This window comes from Pseudoalteromonas sp. SWN29, assembly GCF_015864465.1.
Classification (GTDB): domain Bacteria; phylum Pseudomonadota; class Gammaproteobacteria; order Enterobacterales; family Alteromonadaceae; genus Pseudoalteromonas.
Map to the genome: position 1 here is coordinate 40540 of NZ_JADYXE010000017.1, position 20539 is coordinate 61078.

Below are 20539 nucleotides of genomic sequence, written 5' to 3' on the forward strand. Positions count from 1 at the left end.
GCACTATATTGTAACGTCATTGCATTATAGGACGTTACACATGTTTAAAAATACACCTTCATCTTACGGACTTGTCGCCATTATTTTACATTGGCTCATGGCGCTAACTATTTTTGGCCTGTTTGGTTTAGGTTTATATATGGTTGAGCTTACTTATTACGATAGCTGGTATAAAGGCTCGCTCGATTTACATAAAAGCATCGGTATTACGCTTGTGGCCGTATTTTTATTTAGAATTTTATGGCGTGCTTTATCTACACAACCTAAACCATTAGGTGAAAGTAAAGGCATGAACCAATTAGCGCATACTGCGCATATTGCTATGTATATTATTTTGGCCGTTATTGTTGTTGCAGGGTATTTAATATCAACCGCAGACGGACGTCCAATAGAAGTGTTTAGTTTATTTAACGTATCAGCGCTTGATTTTGCCTTTGATGACCAAGCCGATATTGCAGGAAAAGTACATTATTACGGCGCGTGCACATTAATCGGGTTTGCAGTATTGCATGCACTAGGGGCGTTAAAACATCACTTTATCGATAAAGATAAAACCTTAATTAGAATGATCAAACCATTAAAGGATGATTAAAATGAAAAAATTATTAGTAAGCACAGCCGTTTCGGCTGCAATGATGTTATCGGCAACAGCCGCCAATGCAGCTGATTATGTAATTGATACAAAAGGCGGGCACGCATCTGTTAATTTTAAAATTAAACACTTAGGTTACAGCTGGTTATATGGTCGTTTTAATACTTTTGACGGCACATTTAGTTACGATGCTAAAAACCCTGATGCGTCAAAAATTATGGTAAATATTGATACCACTAGCCTTGACTCTAACCATGCAGAGCGCGATAAGCATTTACATGGTAAAGATTTTTTAAATGTAGATAAATACCCAAAAGCGACATTTAAAAGCACAAGCATTAAGTTTGATGAAGACGGTGAAGAGGCTGACGTAACCGGTGAGTTTACGCTGCACGGCGTAACCAACACTATTACTTTTGAAATTGATAAAGTGGGTGAAGGTAAAGATCCATGGGGCGGTTACCGCGTAGGTTTTGAAGGCGAAACCAGCCTTAAACTTACCGATTACGGTATTGATTACAACTTAGGACCTGCATCTACTCATGTTGATATTATTTTATCAATAGAAGGTGTTCGTCAGTAATTTTGTTTTTAAATATAAAAACGCCACTTACTGTGGCGTTTTTTTTTGCTTAGCAGAAACTCGAATTAAACGATTTTTAGTCTATTTATTTTGTGCTATTTATACGCGACTTTAATAAAGGCCTTAAATGTTCAGGTAACCAGCGCATAAGTAAATCGTTATAAGCCTGCGTTTTTTTAATTATTTTTAGCTGCTCATTTAAAATCGCGATGTCTTTTTCACCTTGCTCGTTTTTAGTACAGCCAATAAAGCCATAACTTAACGCGGGAGATTCGGTTAATGGACGCTGCGTTAAGTTTCCCTCAAAGTGCATTGATTTAGCTAAATAGTAATGCTCACTTGGGTAACCCAGTAAAATATCAATCCGTTTTAAGTTAAGCATATACGTAAGGCTCGCTAAGCTATCGCGGGTGGGTCTTATTACCAAATTAATATTGGGTGTACTGTTTATTAAGGAGTCTATCTCTTGCCCATAAGAGCGGCTCATAGAGACTCCAAGCGTTAGTTTTTTATCTTGTAATAAATCAAGTAACGATACTTCACTTGAATCCTCAATATTTAGCGCATCAGCCAATCGTTTATGCAGGGCAATAGAAGGCGAAAGGCCTGTTGTTGAGCTTTCGTCTGTAAAATAAATGTGCTCTTTTCTGTCATCGTTTTTGTAAAGCGATAATGCACACGCATTATGCGAATTATTCGAAAGCTCTTGAATTACTTTACCCGAGGGAATGATCATGCGTTTAAATGTAATAGTGGGGAGTTGTTTTTCAAGAAGTGCAATTATGCTTTCGTCACGGCCTTGATATTGGTATTGACCATTTAAAATATAGTAGGGTGCAAAGTCGTGCGCTAACCAAGTAATGGTTCTTGCATTACTGATTGAGCTCAAACAGAAAAAAAGTAAGAAAGTTAAAAATATACGGAGCATTACAACAGCTGCCAGTAATTATTATTGTAAAACTATTGTAACCAATAAAGAGCTAAAAAGTAAAATGCCAGCAACGAGGCTGGCATAATATCTTATCAATAATTGCAATAATAAAAGGGCAATTAAAGTTATGTGTTGCTTAGTTAGCTTTTAGCCACTTAACAAACTGGCGTGCATCACTCGCTTTTTGAAACAATGCATTTTTTAAACCTTGTGTATCACTAAAGATTACACGATGTTTGTTTACTGAAATTGATTGCACTGGATGTGCAATTTGGATCATAGACCCATTATATTTATAAGACATAATAAAACTCACTTTATTCTTGTTATTTATTCTGCGCTATATTTTTATAGCAAATTGCAGTTAATAAATTAACGATGTTGTGTTTAGCTTCATTACAGTGTTGACGATCTTTATGACACTTTTGCGATGATAGTAAAAAATCATCTCGGTATTATTCAAGGGGTTCTCGCCGTACAATAACTTAGCTTTCAAATATACGTTTTGCGGGGCTTACTGGATCAGGGTAAATGGTTAACCGCGGCGGTTTCTTTAAACCAGAGAGGGAAGGTAACTTATATATAAATTGTGTGCAAGCTATTTTTGTAAAAATATTTATAATAAATCTTATCAACTGCTTACAAAGCCCATTTTTAGTTACCAAAGGATAAGTATGAATTACCTAATAGCGAGTGATATTTATGGTTTAACCCCTGCTTTAATGAGGTTGTTAGAAGTAATTAGCGCGAATATAACTATTGTAGACCCCTACAGTGGAAACTACCAACCTATTGAAAATGAACAAAATAGTTACGATAACTTTATGCAGAAGTGTGGTCATGATGAATACACTGCTAAAGTTCAAAAATGCTTTGAGAGCCTAACCGTACCAACTATCTGTATTGCGTTTAGCGCGGGAGCAAGTGCGGCATGGCGAGCACAGTTATTAACAGGCAATACACACCTTAAAAAGTTAATTGGCTTTTATCCATCGCAAATTAGGCATAATTTAAATTTAAGCGCAAAAGTACCCTGTGAGTTCATATTCCCAGCAAGTGAGAGTCACTTTAATGTTGATGAAGTTATTAAAGCTTTAAGCACCAAAGCGGATGTTAAGTGTTATAAAACCAATTTTTTGCATGGTTTTATGAATGAGTACTCAACTAATTTTAATGCGCAAGGGCTGGTTGAATATAGTAACTATATAAAACAGGGCAGCCGTTAAAGCGTGTTTAACTGCTCTTTACTAATATCAGGAAAGTCAGTACGGGTATTATATTTTGTATAGAGTGTTGTAAAAACGCTACTACCGGATAGTTTATCTAACTCTTTTATAAATGTTTTAGCATTTGAGCGAGCGGCTCTACAGCATATTTGATACTGTTTTATTATACCCGCGACCGATAACCCTTGTTTTTGTAGCTCCAAATCGGCCTGAGCAAAAAAAGCTGCACCAGTCCAATAAACACGTTGTTGGGCTCGTTGTTTCCACATATCGGCAGAGAGCTTATTAAGAGGTTGTGTTTTTGTTTTGGTTTGCAGGCGGGCACGGTCAAATCCTGCATTTAAACGTTGTACAAACTGCGGCTGGGTAATTATACCGCTGTCACGCATTATTACGTTTTGCATATAACTGGCAAAACCTTCACTTAGCCAAAAGCCAGAGTAAGGAAGCAGCGGTAAATATAAATGCGAAAGTTCATGGTATAGCGTCCAATCTTTAGTGAATGCATTTAAACTAGCGTAGCGATCTATATGTAGCTCAAGCCCATCGGGGTTATTGCGCTTAACTGTAGCCCAAGGTACAGGCTCAAAAGCAACGTATTGTGGTTTTAAGTAAATAGGCAATGTGGTTTGTTTTAAAGGCCCCAGAGTATTTTGTGTTTTTTCAACACTTTGATTAACCCATGTAGACACTGTGTTTTTAGCATTACTTGAGAGCGAGCTAAGGTTATGTATGACTACCTCAACGGCTAATACGTTAAAAGAGCTGATTGATAGTAGCAGTACAAAAAATAATTTCATTAAAGTGCTCCGCTGTAATTAATAACTGGTACGAAAATTCTAATATACAAGACCAACTAAATGGATAAATAATCACGCCTAATTCTTTATTTTTTAAAATGATAGCAACTATAAAAGTACAAATACAGACACTCCTAGCTAAGCATGGTTTAATCAATTAATCGTTATTTTAAGTTAGGTTTTAGCCATGACGTATCAGCATATTCAAGTTCCTGAGCACGGCCAAAATATCACTATTGATGCACAAGGACACTGGCAAATACCGTTAGAACCTATCATTGCCTTTATTGATGGCGATGGCGTGGGCCTAGATGTTATGCCGGTAATGCGCCATGTTGTTGATAGTGCAATTGATCATTGTTATAAAAGTGCACGGAAAATTCATTGGATGCAGGTTTATAATGGCGAGCAGGCCGCAAAGCTGTATGACGGTGACTGGTTTCCACAAGAAACAATTAACGCGGTACGTGCCTGTAAAATCGCCATAAAAGGGCCGTTAACCACACCACTGGGTGGTGGTTTTAGATCGCTTAATGTCGCACTCAGGCAAGAAATGGATTTGTTTGTAAATATGCGCACTATAAAAGGTTTTAGTGCGCTCCCTTCTCCTTTAAAAAATCCATTTTTAACAAATATAACAGTACTTCGTGATAGCAGCGAAGACGTGTACTCAGGTATTGAGTGGCAAGCGGGCAGTGTAGAAAGTGAAAAAATGCTCGACTTTTTATGTGAGGAAATGGGGGTAACTCGGCTTCGTTTTACACAAGAGTGCGGAATTGGTATTAAAAATATATCTAAAGAAGGCTCTGAGCGACTAATGCGCTATGCCATTAACTATGCACTTAAAAACGATAGTGAATCATTAACGCTAGTGCACAAAGGCAATGTACTTAAATTTACCGATGGGGCATTTAAACGTTGGGGCTTTGCACTTGCACAAAATGAGTTTAATGCCACTGCACACGAAAATGGCCGTTGGCTGCAAATAGAGCGAGCACATCAAGCGCCCTTAATTATTAAAGAAGTTATAGCCGATAATATGCTGCAGCAATGTTTAATGCATCCAGAGCAATTTGATGTAGTGGTAACTACTAACCAAAACGGCGACTTTTTAGCGGATATGCTCAGCGCGCAGGTTGGTGGTGTTGGCATAATGCCTGCTGCAAATTTAAATAACGATGTCGCATTTTTTGAGCCCACACATGGCACGTTTGAGCGTATAGCAGGGCAAAACAAAGCAAACCCAAGTAGCAGTATTTTAAGTGCAGTATTAATGCTTAAATTTATGGGGTGGGAAGAGGCTGCATTACTCATCGAAAATGCCTTAGAGCAAACATTTAAAAGCGGTGAAGTAACCTTTGATTTAGCGCAAGAGCAGAGCGATAACTCAAGTATTCATAACTCGACAACCTTAACTTGTACTAGTTTTGCAAAGAAGGTTATCGAGCACTTTTAAATACATCCATTATTAAGCTGCTGAGGCAGTTTTTACTCTGTGCATACAAGGGCGGTTGGTTAACTGCGCTGCACGATGGTAAATCTCATGTGCTTCAGGTTCATCGCACTGCGTACCACTAAGCGTATCCATTAACGCAACAACAATAATTGCAGGAACCTGGCAGCAATATTCGTCTAAAACGGCTTCCGTAGTTTGCGCATCAACATGGCAAAGCGGGTGGTTTTTAAGTTGGTATGCGTTTAATAATGTATCAACTTCTAATACGTCATCTGGTTGATGTTTTGTTTTACGGCATTTACAACCAAACTCATCCACTAAAGTAGCTAATGCTTGGTAAGTTTCAGTGGTGTTAGCTTTAGTGCATAACTGCTCTTCAATGAATTGATGCAAGTTAGCATCGATGAATAATCCGTCTTGGCGTGTGAAAGAAGCTGTTGTCATAATAATTACTCTTAGTTTGTTGGCTTAACTTCACTCTAGCGCTAAGTGTATTATTAATGAAATTGTTGTTTTCAATAACTGATATTGATTTTATCAATAGTAAAATTTAATGGTTAATAGAACGCAGGAAACAACCTTAAATAATGCCAATTAATTTGGTGCAAAGTCGTGAAAGTGTGCACAAAACTGGAACAGAGGGAGGAGTTGAGGAATAAAGAAGGAATCTTAGTTAATTGTTTTTATTGAATTTTAATTATTTTATGAAGTTGGTACTAAGCTTGCTAATAATACACTGTAGGTAGATTCCTATATCGACGATTTCCAAAAGCGCCACGGTATTTTCCCAAAGTTGAATACCATGGTGCTTTTTATTTTCGCGTGTATTTTATTTAGCCGTCACAATAGCAATAACAATGTTAAATTTTAACAAAGTAGGGAATGGCCACTAAAATAGCGCCTACAATCAGTAGCATGCTAACACTGGTCATAAAGTACGGAAACACCAATAACGATAAACCAATACAAAGTGGAACTACGGCTTTTTTTCTTCGCCCGTAAGTAAGGTAGCCAATACCTATGCCGCCAAACAAAACACTCCACGCAATTATTGATGCACTATCCATTTATAAATTACCTATTAAAAATACTTTGTCTGAATTTTTATATTATTAGCGCTATGTGTCAAAGGAGGAAAGTTAAGTGCCTTAATCATTTCAGCTTCAATAGCATAAGGTTTTAAAGTACAGCAAAGGCTTGAGGTTAGTCACTTTTACTTTCATACTTAAACCCGAACGAAACTATTGCGGCCAATACACCACCAGTCGCTAATATAGTAGCGCTAAATAACATCTCCCATAATAATTTTTTCAATAGTAGAGTCTGATGAATGTTTGTAAATATTACGCTCCAAGTTTGTTCAAAGTTGTATAAATTAACAACTTCATGAACATCATATACAAAAGTACCTAACCCATTCAAAAAGTATGCAAGAGCTATATAAACAAAAAGTCGTGCAGTAAATAAGAGAGTTTTTAAATTATCAGTTTCAACTTTAGAGAAAGGAATAAAGCTAATTTTGGTGGCCTTGCTCATTATAAGTGAACATTTTAAATATAAGTATTGGTACATAAAATTCCATTTTTTAATATGTCGTAGGTTCTTGATAACGAGTATCTAAAGTTATTGGCATTATATTACTCATTAAGAATAACGCAGTACCTATTTTGATTCAATTCTTTAGCGAACATTGTATTTGAGCTGGACTTCCAGCTTTTATTAGGTAGTTTCTAACACAATGTATTTAAAATGCTAACCAAGCTATCAGCTCAAAATCTGATGATTCAGTACATAGCACTGGCTTTCGCGTTAGGCTCTTGAGTACTAATTAAATGCTTACTCTTAATTATCTGTCCGCAATTGTTTTAGCAAACACTAATAGCTCACGCCTTAACCATTGGTGCGCAGGGGCATGGTGCAGCAGTGGGCTCCATATCATTTTTACCTCAATAGGCACTATTTGAAACGGCACCGGGCTGATTACTAAATCAGTATGAGAAGTTAATAACTTAGCTTGCCTGCGCGGTAGGGTGGCAATAAGTTCCTCTGATTGGCAAAGCAGGCTTGCAACCATGTAGTGGCGAGTAAAAACACGTATTTTACGGGTTTGTTCGAGTTGCCAAAGCGCTTCGTCTACCCAGCCTAATTTTTGCTTTCCCGATTTATTAGTAACAGCAGCCTCTGGCCCCCAACCTGCACGGTTTACCCAAATATGTTCTTTTTTTAAGTAGTCGTCTAACCCTGAACGTTGTAAAAATGTATTTTTAGGATGCGTTAAACAACAGTAGTTATCGCGCCAAACACTGGCTTGATGAAACGAGCGTGGTAGGCCATTAAAGCGGTTTATGGCTAAATCGATAGTGCCTTTTTCCATGTCTTGTAGGTTTACGTCGCTTGGGCTTAATATATCGAAATTAATACCGGGGTTTTTACTAAGCTGCGCGGTTATAAAAGGGGCTATTAAGGTCGACTCTATGTAGTCGTTTGCCATTATTCTAAACGTAACTTCAGCCGTTGCAGGGTTAAATTGCTCACTAGGCTGCGTAATAGCTTCGGCCATTTTTAATAGCGCCTCAACTTCGGGCTTTAATGCAAGTGCTTTAGCTGTTGGCGTCATTGAGCCAGCGGCACGCACAAGTAGCGGGTCGTCAAATAAATCGCGCAGACGCTTTAATGCGTTACTCATAGCAGGTTGCGTAAGCGCGAGTTTATTTGCAGCTTTAGACACACTTTTTTCATCTATTAACACATTTAAATAAACGAGAAGGTTGAGATCGACGTTTCTTATATTCATATGATCAATTTAAATTATATGCTTTATTAATTATCTAAATTAAAGCCTGCTTGCTAAGGTGTAAACAATTAATAAAAAATAACCGCCATAACTGGCATCAATATAAGTGCTGTATTTATGCAAAATAGGCTAACAAATCAATCTAATAATGCGCTACAACGCGTTGTAGCCAGTAAGCTTGCACGATCTATTTTTGCTGGTTTTGAGGCTATGTTTTCGCAATTTTTAAATATTACACTGGGTGCACAAAGCCGTTTTGAACAACAAAAATACCATGATGTACAAAGCGCTATGCGTGAGCGTTTACAAGTGTATGAGCGCGAAGTAAAAAATGTGAGTGAAGCAGTGCGAGTTATTGCTTACGCTGAACTTACTTGCCCGCAAACGTGGCAGCTAGCTAAAAATATTTATGGCGATATGGTACAAAATCACGAAAATAAACCTATTGCGCATACCTTTTTTAACTCAACGTTTGGCGCAATTTGGGACGATAAAAAAATTCGTACTGTGCATTTGTTTGTATTAAAAGCAAAGTATCGTAGTGAGCCGCGCTCTTATGAAAGCTTAGTGAGCAGGATATCGCTACAAAACGGGTTTAATAACGCCGTTAAAACGCTTATTACTAATCAAGTGTTTAGATTGCCATTTAGTCAGTTAGCGAGCGATGTAGCCACGTTACAAAGTACATTAATGCAAGGCGCTAAGCAGCAATGCAAACAGGTGTACGAACTTATAAATTTAAACGACGGTTATATTGAATACGCCAACTCATTATTTTTTAGAAACAAAGCCTGTTATTTAATTGGGCGCTGCATTGCTAAAAATGGCGACAACATGCCTTTTGCTATCGCTATTTTAAATACCGATGAGGGACTAAAGCTTGATGCTGTAATGATGGGCGCCGATCAATTAAGTTTATTATTTGGTTTTGCGCGCACGTATTTTATGGTTGATACCGACCAGCCTGCTCGTTATGTAGATTACTTAAGCGTGTTAATGCCGCACAAACAACGCTTTGAATTATTTAACGCGATTGGTTTTATAAAGCACGCCAAAACTGAGTTTTATCGGCACAAAGTTGATACCACTAAAAATAGTCCAGCCAACTTTAAATATGTTACAGCGCCAGGTACTCCGGGCATGGTAATGCTGGTCTTTACTATTGAAGGGCTAGATTACGTATATAAAGTAATAAAAGACAAATTTAGCGCGCCAAAAACAGCTACTAAAGCACAGGTGAAAGAAAAATATAACTTTGTAAAACAAGCAGATAGGGTTGGTCGTTTGGTAGACACACACGAATTTAGATATTTAGCGTTTGATTTAAGTCGTTTTAGCGACGAACTGCTCGAGCAGATGAAAAACCAAATTGGTAGCAGTATGGTTATATCGGGCAAGGCACTTATTTTAAAGCACGTTTATGTTGAGCGTAAAATGACCCCGCTTAATTTGTATATTAACCAATGCGATAACAAAACCTTAGAAAGAGTGATGCATGATTACGGTAAAGCAATAAAGGAGCTTGCCGGCGCTAATATATTTCCGGGCGACATGCTAATGAAAAATTTTGGCGTAACGCGATGGGGACGAGTGGTATTTTACGACTTTGACGAAATTTGCCCACTGACCGATTGCAACTTTAGAGAGGTGCCACAAACCCAAAATGCACTTGAAGAGCTAAGTAGCCACTCGTATTTTGATATAGCCGAAAATGATATATTTCCGAGCCAATTTAAGGTGTTTTTTAGTGCTAACGAACTTGCGTTTAACTATTTTAATAACGAGCACAGTCATTTGTTTTTAGCGACATTTTGGGAAGGCTGCCAGCAACAAATATATAATGGCTATCTACCCGATGTTTATCCTTATAAACAAAGTTGGCGATTTTGAGGTTGTTTGAATCTGTGTTCATCCCCATCTATATGTAATTACAGTTTTTAAACTTGGAGCGACAATGAAATATATTTCTCATGAAGATGGCAATCTTGCATTTAGTGAAACCGAAAAACCGGTTTTAAAGAGCCATGAAGTACTCGTAAAAGTAGAAGCTATAGGTGTGAACCGTGCAGATAGCATGCAGCGTCAAGGAAAATACCCGGCTCCTGCGGGAGATAGCCCAATTTTAGGTTTAGAATGCGCTGGTGTAGTTAGTGATATTGGCGGTAAAGTTGATAGAGTTTGGCTTAATAAACGTGTTTTTACCTTGTGCTCAGGCGGCGCTTATAGTGAATATGTAGCCGTTGATGCAAAGCAGCTTATGGAATTACCCGATGATGTAACAATGGCTGAAGGCGCTGCAATAAGCGAAGTGTACCTAACAGCATTTGGCGCGTTATTTGAGCTTGGTAAATTGCAAAAAGGACAAACAGCACTTATTCATGCAGGTGCGAGTGGCGTAGGCGGTGCTGCAATTCAAATGGCTAAAAGCGCAGGTGCTACCGTTGTTGTTACTGCCGGTACGGATGATAAATGCCAACATGCAAAAGAACTCGGTGCCGATCATGCAATTAACTACAAAACTACCGACTTTGTAGAATACATGAAAGAACATGAGTTAACAGCAAATGCAATTGTAGATCCTGTTTCGGGTAGTTATTTAAATAAAAATGCCGCTATTGCAGCGATGGATTGCCAAATTGTTATGCTTGCATTTTTAGATGGACGTTTTGCAGAAGTGGATTTTGCCGCGCTTTTACGCAAACGTATTTCGTTTCATGCATCAACGCTTAGAAATCGTAGTATTGAGTTTAAACGCCAGGTGCGCGACGACTTTGTAGCGCGTTTTTACAATGATATTGCTACTAAAAAGTACGACTTTAACCTGTATAAAACACTACCATGGGGCGAAGCAAGCGAAGCTCACGCTATTTTAGAGCGTAATGAAAACGCAGGAAAAGTGGTTTTACTTGTAGAATAACCATGAGATGTAACACTGGGACGTGTATTGACGTTGTTAATGCATGGCTCAGCTAATATAATTTAGTAATATAAAATACGTACAAAACACACAAGGTTAAAAATGAACCCAATACTAGCAATACTTAAAGAGCACAATGTAAGCGATGAAAAAGTAAAAGCATTGTTTGAAGCGTTTACTCAAAACCCAATGATGGCAATGGCGCTTGTTCAAGAGCTTGGTATTCCGCCAGAGAAACTACAGCAACTTATGGCAGTCGTGATGACGCAACCGCATCTGATCAAAGAAGCGACTGACGAACTTGGTTTGGATTTTGAAAAAGTAAAAGAAGCAAAAGAAAAACTAAATCAACAATAATTTATAATCTAATTTTCAGATTGATCATATAGCAAGGTAAGCAACTACCTTGCTATACCCGCCGTAAACCTCACACTTTTTGTTACACTCTACATTGAACTGCTCTGTATTTAGTTAGTCATAATAATACTTAATTAACGCTGGGAAATAATATGAAACCGCTTTATAGGTTTTGGAAAAACAACCGCGCTCTTATCGTATTTATAGCACTGATGAGCGTATTTAGAAGCGCTGTAGCTGACTGGTACGAAGTGCCAACAGGCTCAATGAAGCCAACCATTCAAGAAGGCGACAGAATTTTAACGGATAAAATGGCTTACGATATCCGTCTACCATTTACGCATATAAAATTACTTAAACTAGCGGACCCACAAACCGGTGATATTATTGTTTTTGACTCACAAGCTGCCGATAACCGCTTAATTAAACGTGTAATAGGTGTACCAGGAGATACCGTTGCGCTAGAAAACAACGAGCTCATTATTAATGGTAAAAAGCTTAATTATGCAGATCAGCGAAGCAACATAGACTCGCTTGATAAAATTGAAAATTTAAACGGGCTAGAGCATTCGATAAGAGTGGCAAATATTCCTTCACGTTTATCGGGGTTTGATGCAATCACCATTCCGGATGATTATTATTTAGCAATGGGCGACAACCGCGATAATAGCGCTGACTCGCGTGTAATTGGTTTAATTCCGCGTGATGAGTTATTAGGAAAAGCAGAGCGCGTTATAGTGTCACTTGATTACGATAATTATTACCTACCAAGAAAAGAACGTGTATTGAAAAAGCTGAATTAATTAGTAATAGTTAATTTTGTATAGCGCCCAATCAAATTTTATGAGCACACATTTGGCTATTTTATAAATAAAATAAACTGCCTATTTAGGCAGTTTACTTATATAGTTTTTTACAAGCTTGGTAAGGTGGCTACGCTCTTGTTCGGTATTTAATACCTTACAAAAATCGCCACTTACTGCCGCGCCACAAGCACCTGCTTCAAACCATTGTGATAAATTATCTAAATTCACACCACCAACAGGTATTAATTGTGCTTCTGAAAATGGACCTGTTAATGCTTTAAAGTAACCAACGCCCATACTGCCCGCAGGAAATACCTTAATAATATCTGCCTTATATTCAATTGCATTTGCTACATCGGTAGGTGTTAGCGCGCCCATTAATACCGGCAACCCGTGCTGGTGGGCAAGTTCGACAACCGATTTGTTGGTATTTGGCGTTACAATAAACTGCGCGCCTGCATCAATTGCTTGCTGAGCAAGGGTGGTGTTAATTATTGTGCCTGCACCAATAAGTGCGTTTTTATGAGCTGCGCGTGCTTTTGTTATTTCTTGCTCAAAGCCAGGCGTGTTTGAAGTGATTTCGAGTGCGTTTATGCCTGCATTAACTAAGCAATCAATTAATGGAGCTACGTCGCTTTGTTGTTTTAAGCGTAAGATTGCGAGTAACTTATATTGCTTGATTAGCGCACTGGTATTTAGTCTTTGGGTATCAAGGTTGCTGGTCATGGTTGTTGATCTAAAAAATATTTTAATACACTGATATTATTTAAATAATGCTTATAAAGCAAATAGGGAAGCCCATAAAAAAACCGCTGATGTATCAGCGGTTTTTATTGTATGAGTAATATTACATTACGCGCATACCAGGCTCTGAGCCGTCATCTGGGTTAAGAATATAAATTTCTTTTCCGCCAGGACCTGCTGCTAATACCATGCCCTCAGACATACCAAAGCGCATTTTACGAGGCTTAAGGTTAGCGACCATAACGGTTAACTTACCTTCGAGATCCTCTGGTGCGTAAGCTGATTTAATACCTGCAAACACTTGGCGAGTTTCGCCGCCTAAATCAAGTGTTAGCTTAAGTAGTTTATCAGCGCCTTCTACGTGCTCTGCTTTAGCAATTTTAGCTACGCGTAAGTCTACTTTTGCAAAGTCATCAAATTCTATTTCGTCGCTAATCGGCTCTTTTGCAAGTGGGCTGTTAGGGTCAATAGTTACTTTTGGCGCTAAGCTTTCTTTAGATTCTTCAACCATTTTATTTACTTTATCCATTTCAACACGCTGCATTAACGGTTTAAATTTATTGATAGGGTGGCTTACGAGAGCATTTTGAACGTCGTCCCATGCAAGGTCGTCATTTAAAAATGCTTGTACGTTGTCGGCCATTTCTGGTAGCACTGGTTTTAAATAAGTAATTAAAACGCGGAACAAGTTAAGACCAAGAGAACACACTTCGTGTGCTTCTTGTTGCTTAGTTTCGTCTTTAATTAATACCCAAGGTGCTGCGCCATCAATAAATTGGTTTGCTTTGTCGGCAAGCGCCATTATTTCGCGAATTGCGCGGCTGTAATCGCGGTTCTCATAGTGTGTTGTAATGCTAGGTGCAGCCGCTTGAAACTCTGCTAACAGCTCTGGTTGCATAATAGTGCTGCTTAGCTTGCCATCAAACTTTTTAGTAATAAAGCCAGCACAACGGCTCGCTATGTTTACTACTTTACCTACTAGGTCTGAATTTACGCGTTGTGCAAAGTCTTCTAGGTTTAAATCAAGATCAACAATACCGCTGCTTAATTTTGCTGCGTAGTAGTAACGTAAGTACTCTGGGTTTAAGTTATCTAAATAAGTACGCGCTTTAATAAACGTACCCTTTGATTTAGACATTTTTTCGCCATTTACAGTAACAAAACCATGAGCGAATACGTTAGTTGGCTTTCTAAAATTAGCGCCTTCTAACATTGCTGGCCAAAATAAGCTGTGGAAATAAATGATGTCTTTACCAATAAAGTGATAAAGCTCAGCGTCTGAACCTTCAGCCCAAAACTCATCAAAGTTGATGCCTTTTTTATCACATAGGTTTTTAAAGCTCGCCATGTAACCAATAGGTGCATCTAACCAAACGTAAAAATATTTGCCCGGTGCATTTGGAATTTCAAAACCAAAGTAAGGCGCATCACGGCTAATATCCCACTGCTGCAGGCCATCGGTAAACCATTCGTCTAGCTTGTTAGCCATTTCTTGTTGAATAGTGCCCGAGTGTAACCACTCTTTTAGCATGCCTTCAAATGCTGGCAGGTCAAAAAAGTAATGTTCAGAATCTTTAAGTACAGGCTCTGCACCTGACATTACAGAACGCGGATTAATGAGTTCGGTAGGGCTGTATGTAGCACCACACGAATCACAACTGTCGCCGTTTTGGTTTTCAGATTTACACGTTGGGCAAGTACCAGTTACAAAACGATCGGGTAAGAAAATACCTTTTTCTGGATCGAATAATTGCGAAATAGTGTGCTTTTTAATATGACCGGCATCGTTTAGGCGGTTATAAATAAGTTCGCTTAATTCTTTGTTTTCTTGGCTATGCGTGCTGTGGTAGTTATCAAATTTGATATTAAAGTCAGCGAAGTCGCGTTGGCGCTCTATGCTCACTTGTTTTACCATTTCTTCAGGCGTGATCCCTTGCTTTTGCGCATTAAGCATAATTGGCGTGCCGTGGGCATCGTCTGCGCAAACATAATAAGCTTCGTGGCCCTGTAGTTTTTGAAAACGTGACCAAATATCAGTTTGAATATATTCCAATAAATGACCTAGGTGAGTAGGGCCATTTGCATAAGGTAATGCGCTGGTAATCAGGATCTTTCGCTGCGTCATAATCATTCCGAATTGAGGATAAAACGCCGTTTTTATTATACAAACGGCAATTATCATTAATTTATCTACAAGCTATCTGCTTAGAGTGCGCACAGCTTATGGATTTTTATTAATTGACTGGTGTTAATGCCCTGAATGTTACATAATTCCGTGGCACTTTTCATCAAAGAAACGCTATTTAATTGCTATGTTTGGACTGTCGAAACTATTCTCTTCTAAATCGGTGCAAAAACAACCGATTATTACTGCCTTAGCGGCATATCGTAGTGCGGCTTTTGCCGTCGGTATTGACGAAAGCTTCATTGATACTATTACTCAAAATGACGATAAATCACTACACATTAAATTAACCTTACCATTTGCTGGGCAATCAGAAATGCCTTTAGTTGAGCAACACGTAAGTGAAAGCTTAAATGTGGCTGTAACAATTAGCGCCAAGGTTATCATTAAAGAGGCGGCTAAATTTAAAGCGATTAAACATATTGTACTTATTGCCTCAGGCAAAGGAGGAGTAGGTAAGTCGACTACTGCCGTTAACTTGGCGGGCGCCCTTAAAAATGAAGGCGTAAAGGTCGGTATTTTAGATGCTGATATTTATGGGCCGTCGATTCCAATGCTTTTGGGCTTGGTGGGCGCAGAGCCCGTCACTAAAGATAACAAACAGCTACAGCCTTTTGATGCCAATGGCATTAAAGCGCAGTCAATTGGCTTTTTAGTCCCAAGCGATGATGCCACCGTATGGCGCGGGCCAATGGCTTCAGGCGCGCTTAGCCAATTGCTTAACGAGACTGATTGGGGCGAGCTTGATTACTTAATTGTAGATATGCCACCGGGCACTGGTGATATTCAACTTACAATGAGCCAAAAAGTACCAGCGAGCGGCACTGTTATTGTCACTACGCCGCAAGACTTAGCCCTTGCCGATGCGCAAAAAGGCATTGCCATGTTTAATAAAGTAAACGTGCCAGTGCTGGGCTTAATTGAAAACATGAGTTATTACATTTGCAGCCATTGCGGCGAAGCTAACCACGTATTTGGTAAAGACGGCGCACAAAAACTTGCGCACAAGCACGGCGTACCCGTACTTAGTCATATTCCTCTTGCAATAGATATACGCGAGTATTCTGAGCAAGGAAAACTTATTGCCAACGATAACGACGCGGCAATAAGCAAAACATACAGCGCAGCAGCGAGGCTTATAGCCAGCACGCTTTATTATCAACAGCATCACAATGCGATTGAAATTGTGATTACAGAAGATTAGTAAATAATGAGACTTTCAGACACACATATTAATGAATACCTAAGCGATGGTCGCATTGTTATTGAGCCTGCGCCAACAAGTGACATGATTTCAGGCGTAACTGCCGATTTGCGATTAGGTAATAAATTCAGAACTTTTAATGCACACAACGCGGCATACGTCGATTTAAGTGGTCCAAAAGATCAGCTAAATAAAGCCATGGAATCAATCATGAGTGAAGAAATAGTGCTTGATGAAGGTGAAGCATTCTTTTTACACCCAGGTGAACTTGCACTTGCTATAACACACGAAAAAGTAACTCTGCCAGCAGACATAGTAGGCTGGTTAGATGGACGCTCATCGCTTGCGCGTTTAGGTTTAATGGTGCATGTAACTGCGCACCGAATAGATCCAGGCTGGAGCGGTAATATTGTTTTAGAGTTTTACAACTCAGGTAAATTACCACTCGCGCTTCGCCCACTGATGAAAATTGGGGCTATGAGCTTTGAAATGCTATCGGGCCCGTGTGAAAACCCATACAACATCCGTAAAGATGCAAAATATAAAGATCAAAACAGTGCAGTAGCAAGTCGTATTAGTGACGATAAGTAACCACTAAATAAAGCTTTTATTCGTCCATTTTATGAAGCGCATAACCCAGTAGTGCAAGATACTGGTTAAGCGCTTCATTTGCTTTATTAAGTGGGTGCAACAAGTTTGCTAAGTATAAAGATGAAAGCTTTATACCTTTAATTCAATATTTACAATAATAGCCATTTATTTTAATAGTGAAGTGAGAATACAACGGTAATTAATGATTCTTCCCTTTGGTACTATCTATTCAAACAAATCTTTCTTTAAACGCCGTAGGGCTTAATCCGATTATCTTAATAAATACTTTGCGAAAACTGTTTACATCGTCATAGCCAATATTCAGAGCCACTCGCTCAAAACTGTGAGTGGTCGATTCTAATAGCTCACATGCCTTTTGCACTCTTATTTTTTGAATATACTGTATCGGCTTTAATGTTGTGGCATGGGTAAATTGTCGAAGAAATGTTCGCTCGCTCATACAGGCCAAAGCTGCTAGTACAGAAACATTCAGTGTTTTACTATAATTTGCTTGAATGAAATGCTGAACTAGTAATATTTGTTTATTCCCGTGATTAAGTTTTGGCGAAAAACTACCGTAATAGCGTTGTTCTCTTCTACCCGTATCAACGATAAGAAACTTTCCAAGTGTACGCATAACGTGTGGTTTTGTGAATTGAGCCACGATTTCTAGCCCTAGATCAATCCATGACATCAGCCCACCTGCGCTAATAATATCACCGTCATTAATTAGTAAACTTTCAATCTCAAGAGATACTTTAGGGAATGCCTCATGAAATTCATCAGCTAATTGCCAATGTGTTGTAGCAACACGATTATTTAATAAGCCTGTTTTGGCAAGTATAAATGCACCAGCGCAAGCAGAGCATAATATAGTCCCTTTTTGATGAGCCTCGTTGAGGTATTGCAACAACTTGGGTTGAGGCGTGAAGAAATAATCACCATCTAAGTTTGGTGGAAGAATAATAATATCATTTTGGCTCATCCCATCTAAATCTATATCGGGCTGAATGACCTTTACAGAGAACTGAACTTCAAGCTGGCTTTCTATAACTATCCTGTTTGCCAAAAAAAATAACTCTTTAAAGCCTTGTACTGCACTTTGTAGGGCGTTGGGGTAGTCGATAATTGTGATCTGAACATGCTTTGTCATTTTTAAACTGATTTATGGCTATTTCGCCATCGGTGTAATGAGTTGATGTTTTGCATAATAGTCTCAACAGATAACCTAAACAACATAAGAGAGATTATTATGTCTAACATAGCATTACTACTTATTGATTTACAAAACGATTATTACTCTACATTCGAAGGAGCTAAATGGCCTCTGTCTGGAACTGAAAAAGCCTCAGAAAATGCAGCAATACTACTAGCTCAATTTCGTGATAATGGTATGCCTGTAGTTCATGTTCGTCATGAGTTTCCTTCTGACGAGGCTCCGTTCTTTGTGCCTAACTCTGATGGTGCGAAAATCCATCCTACGGTTACTCCAATTGAAGGTGAGCCGGTCGTTTTAAAGCATCAAATAAATAGTTTTCGCGATACAGATTTACAAAGAGTACTAGAAGAGCTCAACGTTGAAAGGTTGATTATTGTTGGTGCTATGAGCCATATGTGTATTGATGCTGTCACTCGTGCTGCAGTAGATTTTGGCTATGAATGTCATGTAGCACATGATGCTTGTGCTACATTAGATCTTGAATTTAATGGGGTGGTAGTATCTGCACATAATGTTCATCATGCATTTATGGCTGCATTGAGCTTTGGTTATTGTAATGTTCAGAGCACAGACAAATTACTAGATTTAGTTCGCTAACCATTAGTACAGGTAATGGTTTAGCTAAGCATCACTTTAAGAGCTGATTTAATCCATTTTATGAAGCGCATAACCCAGTAGTTCAAAGTACTGGTTAAGCGCTTCATTTGCTTTATTAATATGCCCAATATTTGGGTATATTAAATTACTACTTTGTAAGCCCCCCACTAAAAAGCTATTTTTTATATTTGAATGCTGCTCAATACAGGCTTCAAAACACCGTGCTGCAAGCTCTTCTGGCATGCTCATATAATTCATATTGTGGGCTTTATCGTGTTCTATACACGTTTGTACAAAGTTATTTGCATCAACGCCGTGCTCATCTAAAAATACATGTTTATAAAAACTGTTCAAAGCATTATTAAGTGGATGCGATAAATTAGGCGTGTTTGAAAGCCATAATTTTGAGGCAAAACCAAATCGTGGTTTTGCTGCAAATAAATGCTCGCTTATATGATGGTCAAACGCATGAAACCATTCGTGAGCAAGTGCACCACCGCCTGCATTTTTTGCAAGGGCAAGCGTTTGAGAAGCTGCATTATAATGCGCTTGTACACCTTTTTGACCGCCATGCCCAAATGCAAAATTAAGTTTGCCGCGCAGGCCAATCGCTTTAGGCGGTAAATGCAGTATTTGTGCAAGGTCGGCCAGTGCATCGTAAATTAAATTAGCGCTAATGTAGCGCTCTTCTTTAGTTACCCATTTACCGACGACCATTGATCTAAAGCCAAAGGTATCTCTTATATCGCTAAAGTCGACTTGGTCGTCAAAGCGATAGTCGGGGCCTTGGCGAGTAAAGCCACGTTTTAGCCTGTTAGGGTAGTTACGCATTGCAAGTTTCATATAGTAACGAATTTAATCTAAGTAACGTGCTTTTACGTGCTCGGGCATGTGTTGGGTTTGTTTTTGTATTAATTCATCAAGCACATTATAAAGTGGTGCAGGATTTAACTGCTCTATTAAAAACAAACTATGCGCTACGGCTTCAAGTGTGGATAGGCTGTCGGCCCTAGGGGCTTTACGAATAGCATAACGATTTTTAGGTAACTGTTTAAAACTGACCGTTTTGAATTGATTTAGCAATGTGGTGAGCTGCAAAATTTTGTAGGCTTTTTTCCATGTACCATCAACCACGATTAAATGGGTGATGTTTTTTATATTAGATTGCTCAGCGCTATCGTCTAAATTTACAGCGTGTTCGTTAGGGTAGAGCAAAACAGTTGAGCTTACTGGCAGTGATTTAAGAATAGAAAAGTCGTCATTATTTTCGCCTTTGACTATTTGGCAATCAGTTAGACACAAATTGAGTAGTTTAGCGGTATTTTTTGCTATTTTTTCTTCGCTTGGGTGCTGTAGAATAATAACCTTAACTTTGTTGTTTATATTTGTAATTGCGCTGCAAATACAGGTGTTAAGTGCAAAGTTACAATGATTACAAAGTGTGCGTGCCATTTAATAAACTTTTTGTTGCCAGTATGATCCTCACAATTATACATTTATAAGGTAATTAAGTTGGTTTTTTTTACGCATCAATATA

22 protein-coding genes are annotated in these 20539 nt (G+C 38.6%); 11 read left to right on the forward strand and 11 right to left on the reverse strand.

Features of this window, described 5'->3' with window-relative positions:
• The first annotated feature begins 40 nt into the window (after positions 1 to 40).
• Positions 41 to 592, forward strand: a complete 552-nt coding sequence (locus I6F53_RS08410) for a cytochrome b (protein WP_197239158.1) — start codon at positions 41 to 43, stop codon at positions 590 to 592.
• A gap of 1 nt (position 593) precedes the next feature.
• Complete coding sequence (locus I6F53_RS08415; RefSeq protein WP_007582505.1) at positions 594 to 1175, forward strand: YceI family protein; 582 nt, start codon at positions 594 to 596, stop codon at positions 1173 to 1175.
• A gap of 85 nt (positions 1176 to 1260) precedes the next feature.
• Here the strand turns inward: I6F53_RS08415 and I6F53_RS08420 are convergent, their stop codons facing one another.
• Together I6F53_RS08420 and I6F53_RS08425 are read right to left on the reverse strand one after the other, a co-directional pair.
• Positions 1261 to 2103 carry a transporter substrate-binding domain-containing protein gene (locus tag I6F53_RS08420; protein ID WP_197239159.1) on the reverse strand — a complete coding sequence of 281 codons (843 nt, stop codon included), beginning with the start codon at positions 2101 to 2103 and terminating at the stop codon, positions 1261 to 1263.
• Positions 2104 to 2242: 139 nt separating this feature from the next.
• On the reverse strand, positions 2243 to 2410 hold the full coding sequence (locus I6F53_RS08425; RefSeq protein ID WP_002961566.1) for a hypothetical protein: 168 nt from the start codon (positions 2408 to 2410) through the stop codon (positions 2243 to 2245).
• A 370-nt stretch (positions 2411 to 2780) separates the two neighbouring features.
• On the opposite strand from I6F53_RS08425, the gene I6F53_RS08430 reads away from it, so the two are divergent.
• The gene (locus I6F53_RS08430; RefSeq protein WP_197239160.1) at positions 2781 to 3332 is read left to right on the forward strand and encodes a hypothetical protein; all 552 of its coding nucleotides are present in this window, start codon (positions 2781 to 2783) and stop codon (positions 3330 to 3332) included.
• On the opposite strand, the gene I6F53_RS08435 is transcribed toward I6F53_RS08430, so the two are convergent.
• The gene (locus I6F53_RS08435; RefSeq protein WP_197239161.1) at positions 3329 to 4132 is read right to left on the reverse strand and encodes a M61 family metallopeptidase; all 804 of its coding nucleotides are present in this window, start codon (positions 4130 to 4132) and stop codon (positions 3329 to 3331) included. The two genes, I6F53_RS08430 and I6F53_RS08435, sit on opposite strands and share 4 nt — an antisense overlap.
• Positions 4133 to 4319: 187 nt before the next feature.
• Between I6F53_RS08435 and icd the strand changes: the two genes are divergently transcribed.
• On the forward strand, positions 4320 to 5588 hold the full coding sequence (gene icd, locus I6F53_RS08440; RefSeq protein ID WP_197239162.1) for an NADP-dependent isocitrate dehydrogenase: 1269 nt from the start codon (positions 4320 to 4322) through the stop codon (positions 5586 to 5588).
• 12 nt (positions 5589 to 5600) lie between these two features.
• Here the strand turns inward: icd and I6F53_RS08445 are convergent, their stop codons facing one another.
• From I6F53_RS08445 to I6F53_RS08455, 3 genes are all read right to left on the reverse strand, one after another.
• On the reverse strand, positions 5601 to 6032 hold the full coding sequence (locus tag I6F53_RS08445; protein ID WP_197209400.1) for a hypothetical protein: 432 nt from the start codon (positions 6030 to 6032) through the stop codon (positions 5601 to 5603).
• A 416-nt stretch (positions 6033 to 6448) separates the two neighbouring features.
• The gene (locus I6F53_RS08450; RefSeq protein WP_007582523.1) at positions 6449 to 6655 is read right to left on the reverse strand and encodes a hypothetical protein; all 207 of its coding nucleotides are present in this window, start codon (positions 6653 to 6655) and stop codon (positions 6449 to 6451) included.
• A 779-nt stretch (positions 6656 to 7434) separates the two neighbouring features.
• On the reverse strand, positions 7435 to 8382 hold the full coding sequence (locus I6F53_RS08455; RefSeq protein ID WP_197209398.1) for a LysR family transcriptional regulator: 948 nt from the start codon (positions 8380 to 8382) through the stop codon (positions 7435 to 7437).
• A gap of 117 nt (positions 8383 to 8499) precedes the next feature.
• Here I6F53_RS08455 and aceK point away from each other — a divergent pair, with 117 nt between their 5' ends.
• The 4 genes from aceK to lepB all read left to right on the forward strand — a co-directional run bounded on the left by aceK (position 8500) and on the right by lepB (position 12459).
• Positions 8500 to 10272, forward strand: a complete 1773-nt coding sequence (gene aceK, locus I6F53_RS08460) for a bifunctional isocitrate dehydrogenase kinase/phosphatase (protein ID WP_197209397.1) — start codon at positions 8500 to 8502, stop codon at positions 10270 to 10272.
• 64 nt (positions 10273 to 10336) lie between these two features.
• On the forward strand, positions 10337 to 11299 hold the full coding sequence (locus I6F53_RS08465) for a zinc-binding dehydrogenase (protein WP_197179530.1): 963 nt from the start codon (positions 10337 to 10339) through the stop codon (positions 11297 to 11299).
• Between the two features lie 102 nt (positions 11300 to 11401).
• On the forward strand, positions 11402 to 11656 hold the full coding sequence (locus I6F53_RS08470; protein WP_002963210.1) for a DUF2999 family protein: 255 nt from the start codon (positions 11402 to 11404) through the stop codon (positions 11654 to 11656).
• A 152-nt stretch (positions 11657 to 11808) separates the two neighbouring features.
• A complete protein-coding gene (gene lepB, locus I6F53_RS08475; protein ID WP_197179528.1) occupies positions 11809 to 12459 on the forward strand; it encodes a signal peptidase I in 651 nt (216 codons plus the stop codon).
• Positions 12460 to 12540: 81 nt separating this feature from the next.
• Here lepB and I6F53_RS08480 read toward each other — a convergent pair whose 3' ends face one another.
• Together I6F53_RS08480 and metG are read right to left on the reverse strand one after the other, a co-directional pair.
• Complete coding sequence (locus I6F53_RS08480; RefSeq protein ID WP_165727382.1) at positions 12541 to 13188, reverse strand: bifunctional 4-hydroxy-2-oxoglutarate aldolase/2-dehydro-3-deoxy-phosphogluconate aldolase; 648 nt, start codon at positions 13186 to 13188, stop codon at positions 12541 to 12543.
• Between the two features lie 121 nt (positions 13189 to 13309).
• Positions 13310 to 15331, reverse strand: a complete 2022-nt coding sequence (gene metG, locus I6F53_RS08485; protein ID WP_197239164.1) for a methionine--tRNA ligase — start codon at positions 15329 to 15331, stop codon at positions 13310 to 13312.
• A gap of 187 nt (positions 15332 to 15518) precedes the next feature.
• Here metG and apbC point away from each other — a divergent pair, with 187 nt between their 5' ends.
• Positions 15519 to 16595 carry an iron-sulfur cluster carrier protein ApbC gene (gene apbC, locus I6F53_RS08490; RefSeq protein WP_197239165.1) on the forward strand — a complete coding sequence of 359 codons (1077 nt, stop codon included), beginning with the start codon at positions 15519 to 15521 and terminating at the stop codon, positions 16593 to 16595.
• A gap of 6 nt (positions 16596 to 16601) precedes the next feature.
• Positions 16602 to 17186, forward strand: coding sequence for a dCTP deaminase (gene dcd, locus I6F53_RS08495; RefSeq protein WP_007582539.1), 585 nt, complete (start codon positions 16602 to 16604; stop codon positions 17184 to 17186).
• A 229-nt stretch (positions 17187 to 17415) separates the two neighbouring features.
• On the opposite strand, the gene I6F53_RS08500 is transcribed toward dcd, so the two are convergent.
• Complete coding sequence (locus tag I6F53_RS08500) at positions 17416 to 18339, reverse strand: GlxA family transcriptional regulator (RefSeq protein ID WP_166421413.1); 924 nt, start codon at positions 18337 to 18339, stop codon at positions 17416 to 17418.
• A 99-nt stretch (positions 18340 to 18438) separates the two neighbouring features.
• On the opposite strand from I6F53_RS08500, the gene I6F53_RS08505 reads away from it, so the two are divergent.
• Positions 18439 to 19002, forward strand: a complete 564-nt coding sequence (locus I6F53_RS08505) for a cysteine hydrolase family protein (protein WP_024592527.1) — start codon at positions 18439 to 18441, stop codon at positions 19000 to 19002.
• Between the two features lie 48 nt (positions 19003 to 19050).
• Here the strand turns inward: I6F53_RS08505 and I6F53_RS08510 are convergent, their stop codons facing one another.
• Entirely contained in the window at positions 19051 to 19833 is a 783-nt protein-coding gene (locus I6F53_RS08510) for a CLCA_X family protein (protein WP_165727525.1), read from the reverse strand.
• Between the two features lie 24 nt (positions 19834 to 19857).
• Entirely contained in the window at positions 19858 to 20454 is a 597-nt protein-coding gene (locus I6F53_RS08515) for a tRNA-uridine aminocarboxypropyltransferase (RefSeq protein WP_010554237.1), read from the reverse strand.
• Positions 20455 to 20539: the final 85 nt, after the last annotated feature.

Coding starts and splice junctions, on each gene's coding strand:
- I6F53_RS08410 (WP_197239158.1), top strand. CDS start 41: ATGTTTAAAAATACACCTTCATCTTACGGACTTGTCGCCATTATTTTA.
- I6F53_RS08415 (WP_007582505.1), top strand. CDS start 594: ATGAAAAAATTATTAGTAAGCACAGCCGTTTCGGCTGCAATGATGTTA.
- I6F53_RS08420 (WP_197239159.1), bottom strand. CDS start 2,103: ATGCTCCGTATATTTTTAACTTTCTTACTTTTTTTCTGTTTGAGCTCA.
- I6F53_RS08425 (WP_002961566.1), bottom strand. CDS start 2,410: ATGTCTTATAAATATAATGGGTCTATGATCCAAATTGCACATCCAGTG.
- I6F53_RS08430 (WP_197239160.1), top strand. CDS start 2,781: ATGAATTACCTAATAGCGAGTGATATTTATGGTTTAACCCCTGCTTTA.
- I6F53_RS08435 (WP_197239161.1), bottom strand. CDS start 4,132: ATGAAATTATTTTTTGTACTGCTACTATCAATCAGCTCTTTTAACGTA.
- icd (WP_197239162.1), top strand. CDS start 4,320: ATGACGTATCAGCATATTCAAGTTCCTGAGCACGGCCAAAATATCACT.
- I6F53_RS08445 (WP_197209400.1), bottom strand. CDS start 6,032: ATGACAACAGCTTCTTTCACACGCCAAGACGGATTATTCATCGATGCT.
- I6F53_RS08450 (WP_007582523.1), bottom strand. CDS start 6,655: ATGGATAGTGCATCAATAATTGCGTGGAGTGTTTTGTTTGGCGGCATA.
- I6F53_RS08455 (WP_197209398.1), bottom strand. CDS start 8,382: ATGAATATAAGAAACGTCGATCTCAACCTTCTCGTTTATTTAAATGTG.
- aceK (WP_197209397.1), top strand. CDS start 8,500: ATGCAAAATAGGCTAACAAATCAATCTAATAATGCGCTACAACGCGTT.
- I6F53_RS08465 (WP_197179530.1), top strand. CDS start 10,337: ATGAAATATATTTCTCATGAAGATGGCAATCTTGCATTTAGTGAAACC.
- I6F53_RS08470 (WP_002963210.1), top strand. CDS start 11,402: ATGAACCCAATACTAGCAATACTTAAAGAGCACAATGTAAGCGATGAA.
- lepB (WP_197179528.1), top strand. CDS start 11,809: ATGAAACCGCTTTATAGGTTTTGGAAAAACAACCGCGCTCTTATCGTA.
- I6F53_RS08480 (WP_165727382.1), bottom strand. CDS start 13,188: ATGACCAGCAACCTTGATACCCAAAGACTAAATACCAGTGCGCTAATC.
- metG (WP_197239164.1), bottom strand. CDS start 15,331: ATGACGCAGCGAAAGATCCTGATTACCAGCGCATTACCTTATGCAAAT.
- apbC (WP_197239165.1), top strand. CDS start 15,519: ATGTTTGGACTGTCGAAACTATTCTCTTCTAAATCGGTGCAAAAACAA.
- dcd (WP_007582539.1), top strand. CDS start 16,602: ATGAGACTTTCAGACACACATATTAATGAATACCTAAGCGATGGTCGC.
- I6F53_RS08500 (WP_166421413.1), bottom strand. CDS start 18,339: ATGACAAAGCATGTTCAGATCACAATTATCGACTACCCCAACGCCCTA.
- I6F53_RS08505 (WP_024592527.1), top strand. CDS start 18,439: ATGTCTAACATAGCATTACTACTTATTGATTTACAAAACGATTATTAC.
- I6F53_RS08510 (WP_165727525.1), bottom strand. CDS start 19,833: ATGCGTAACTACCCTAACAGGCTAAAACGTGGCTTTACTCGCCAAGGC.
- I6F53_RS08515 (WP_010554237.1), bottom strand. CDS start 20,454: ATGGCACGCACACTTTGTAATCATTGTAACTTTGCACTTAACACCTGT.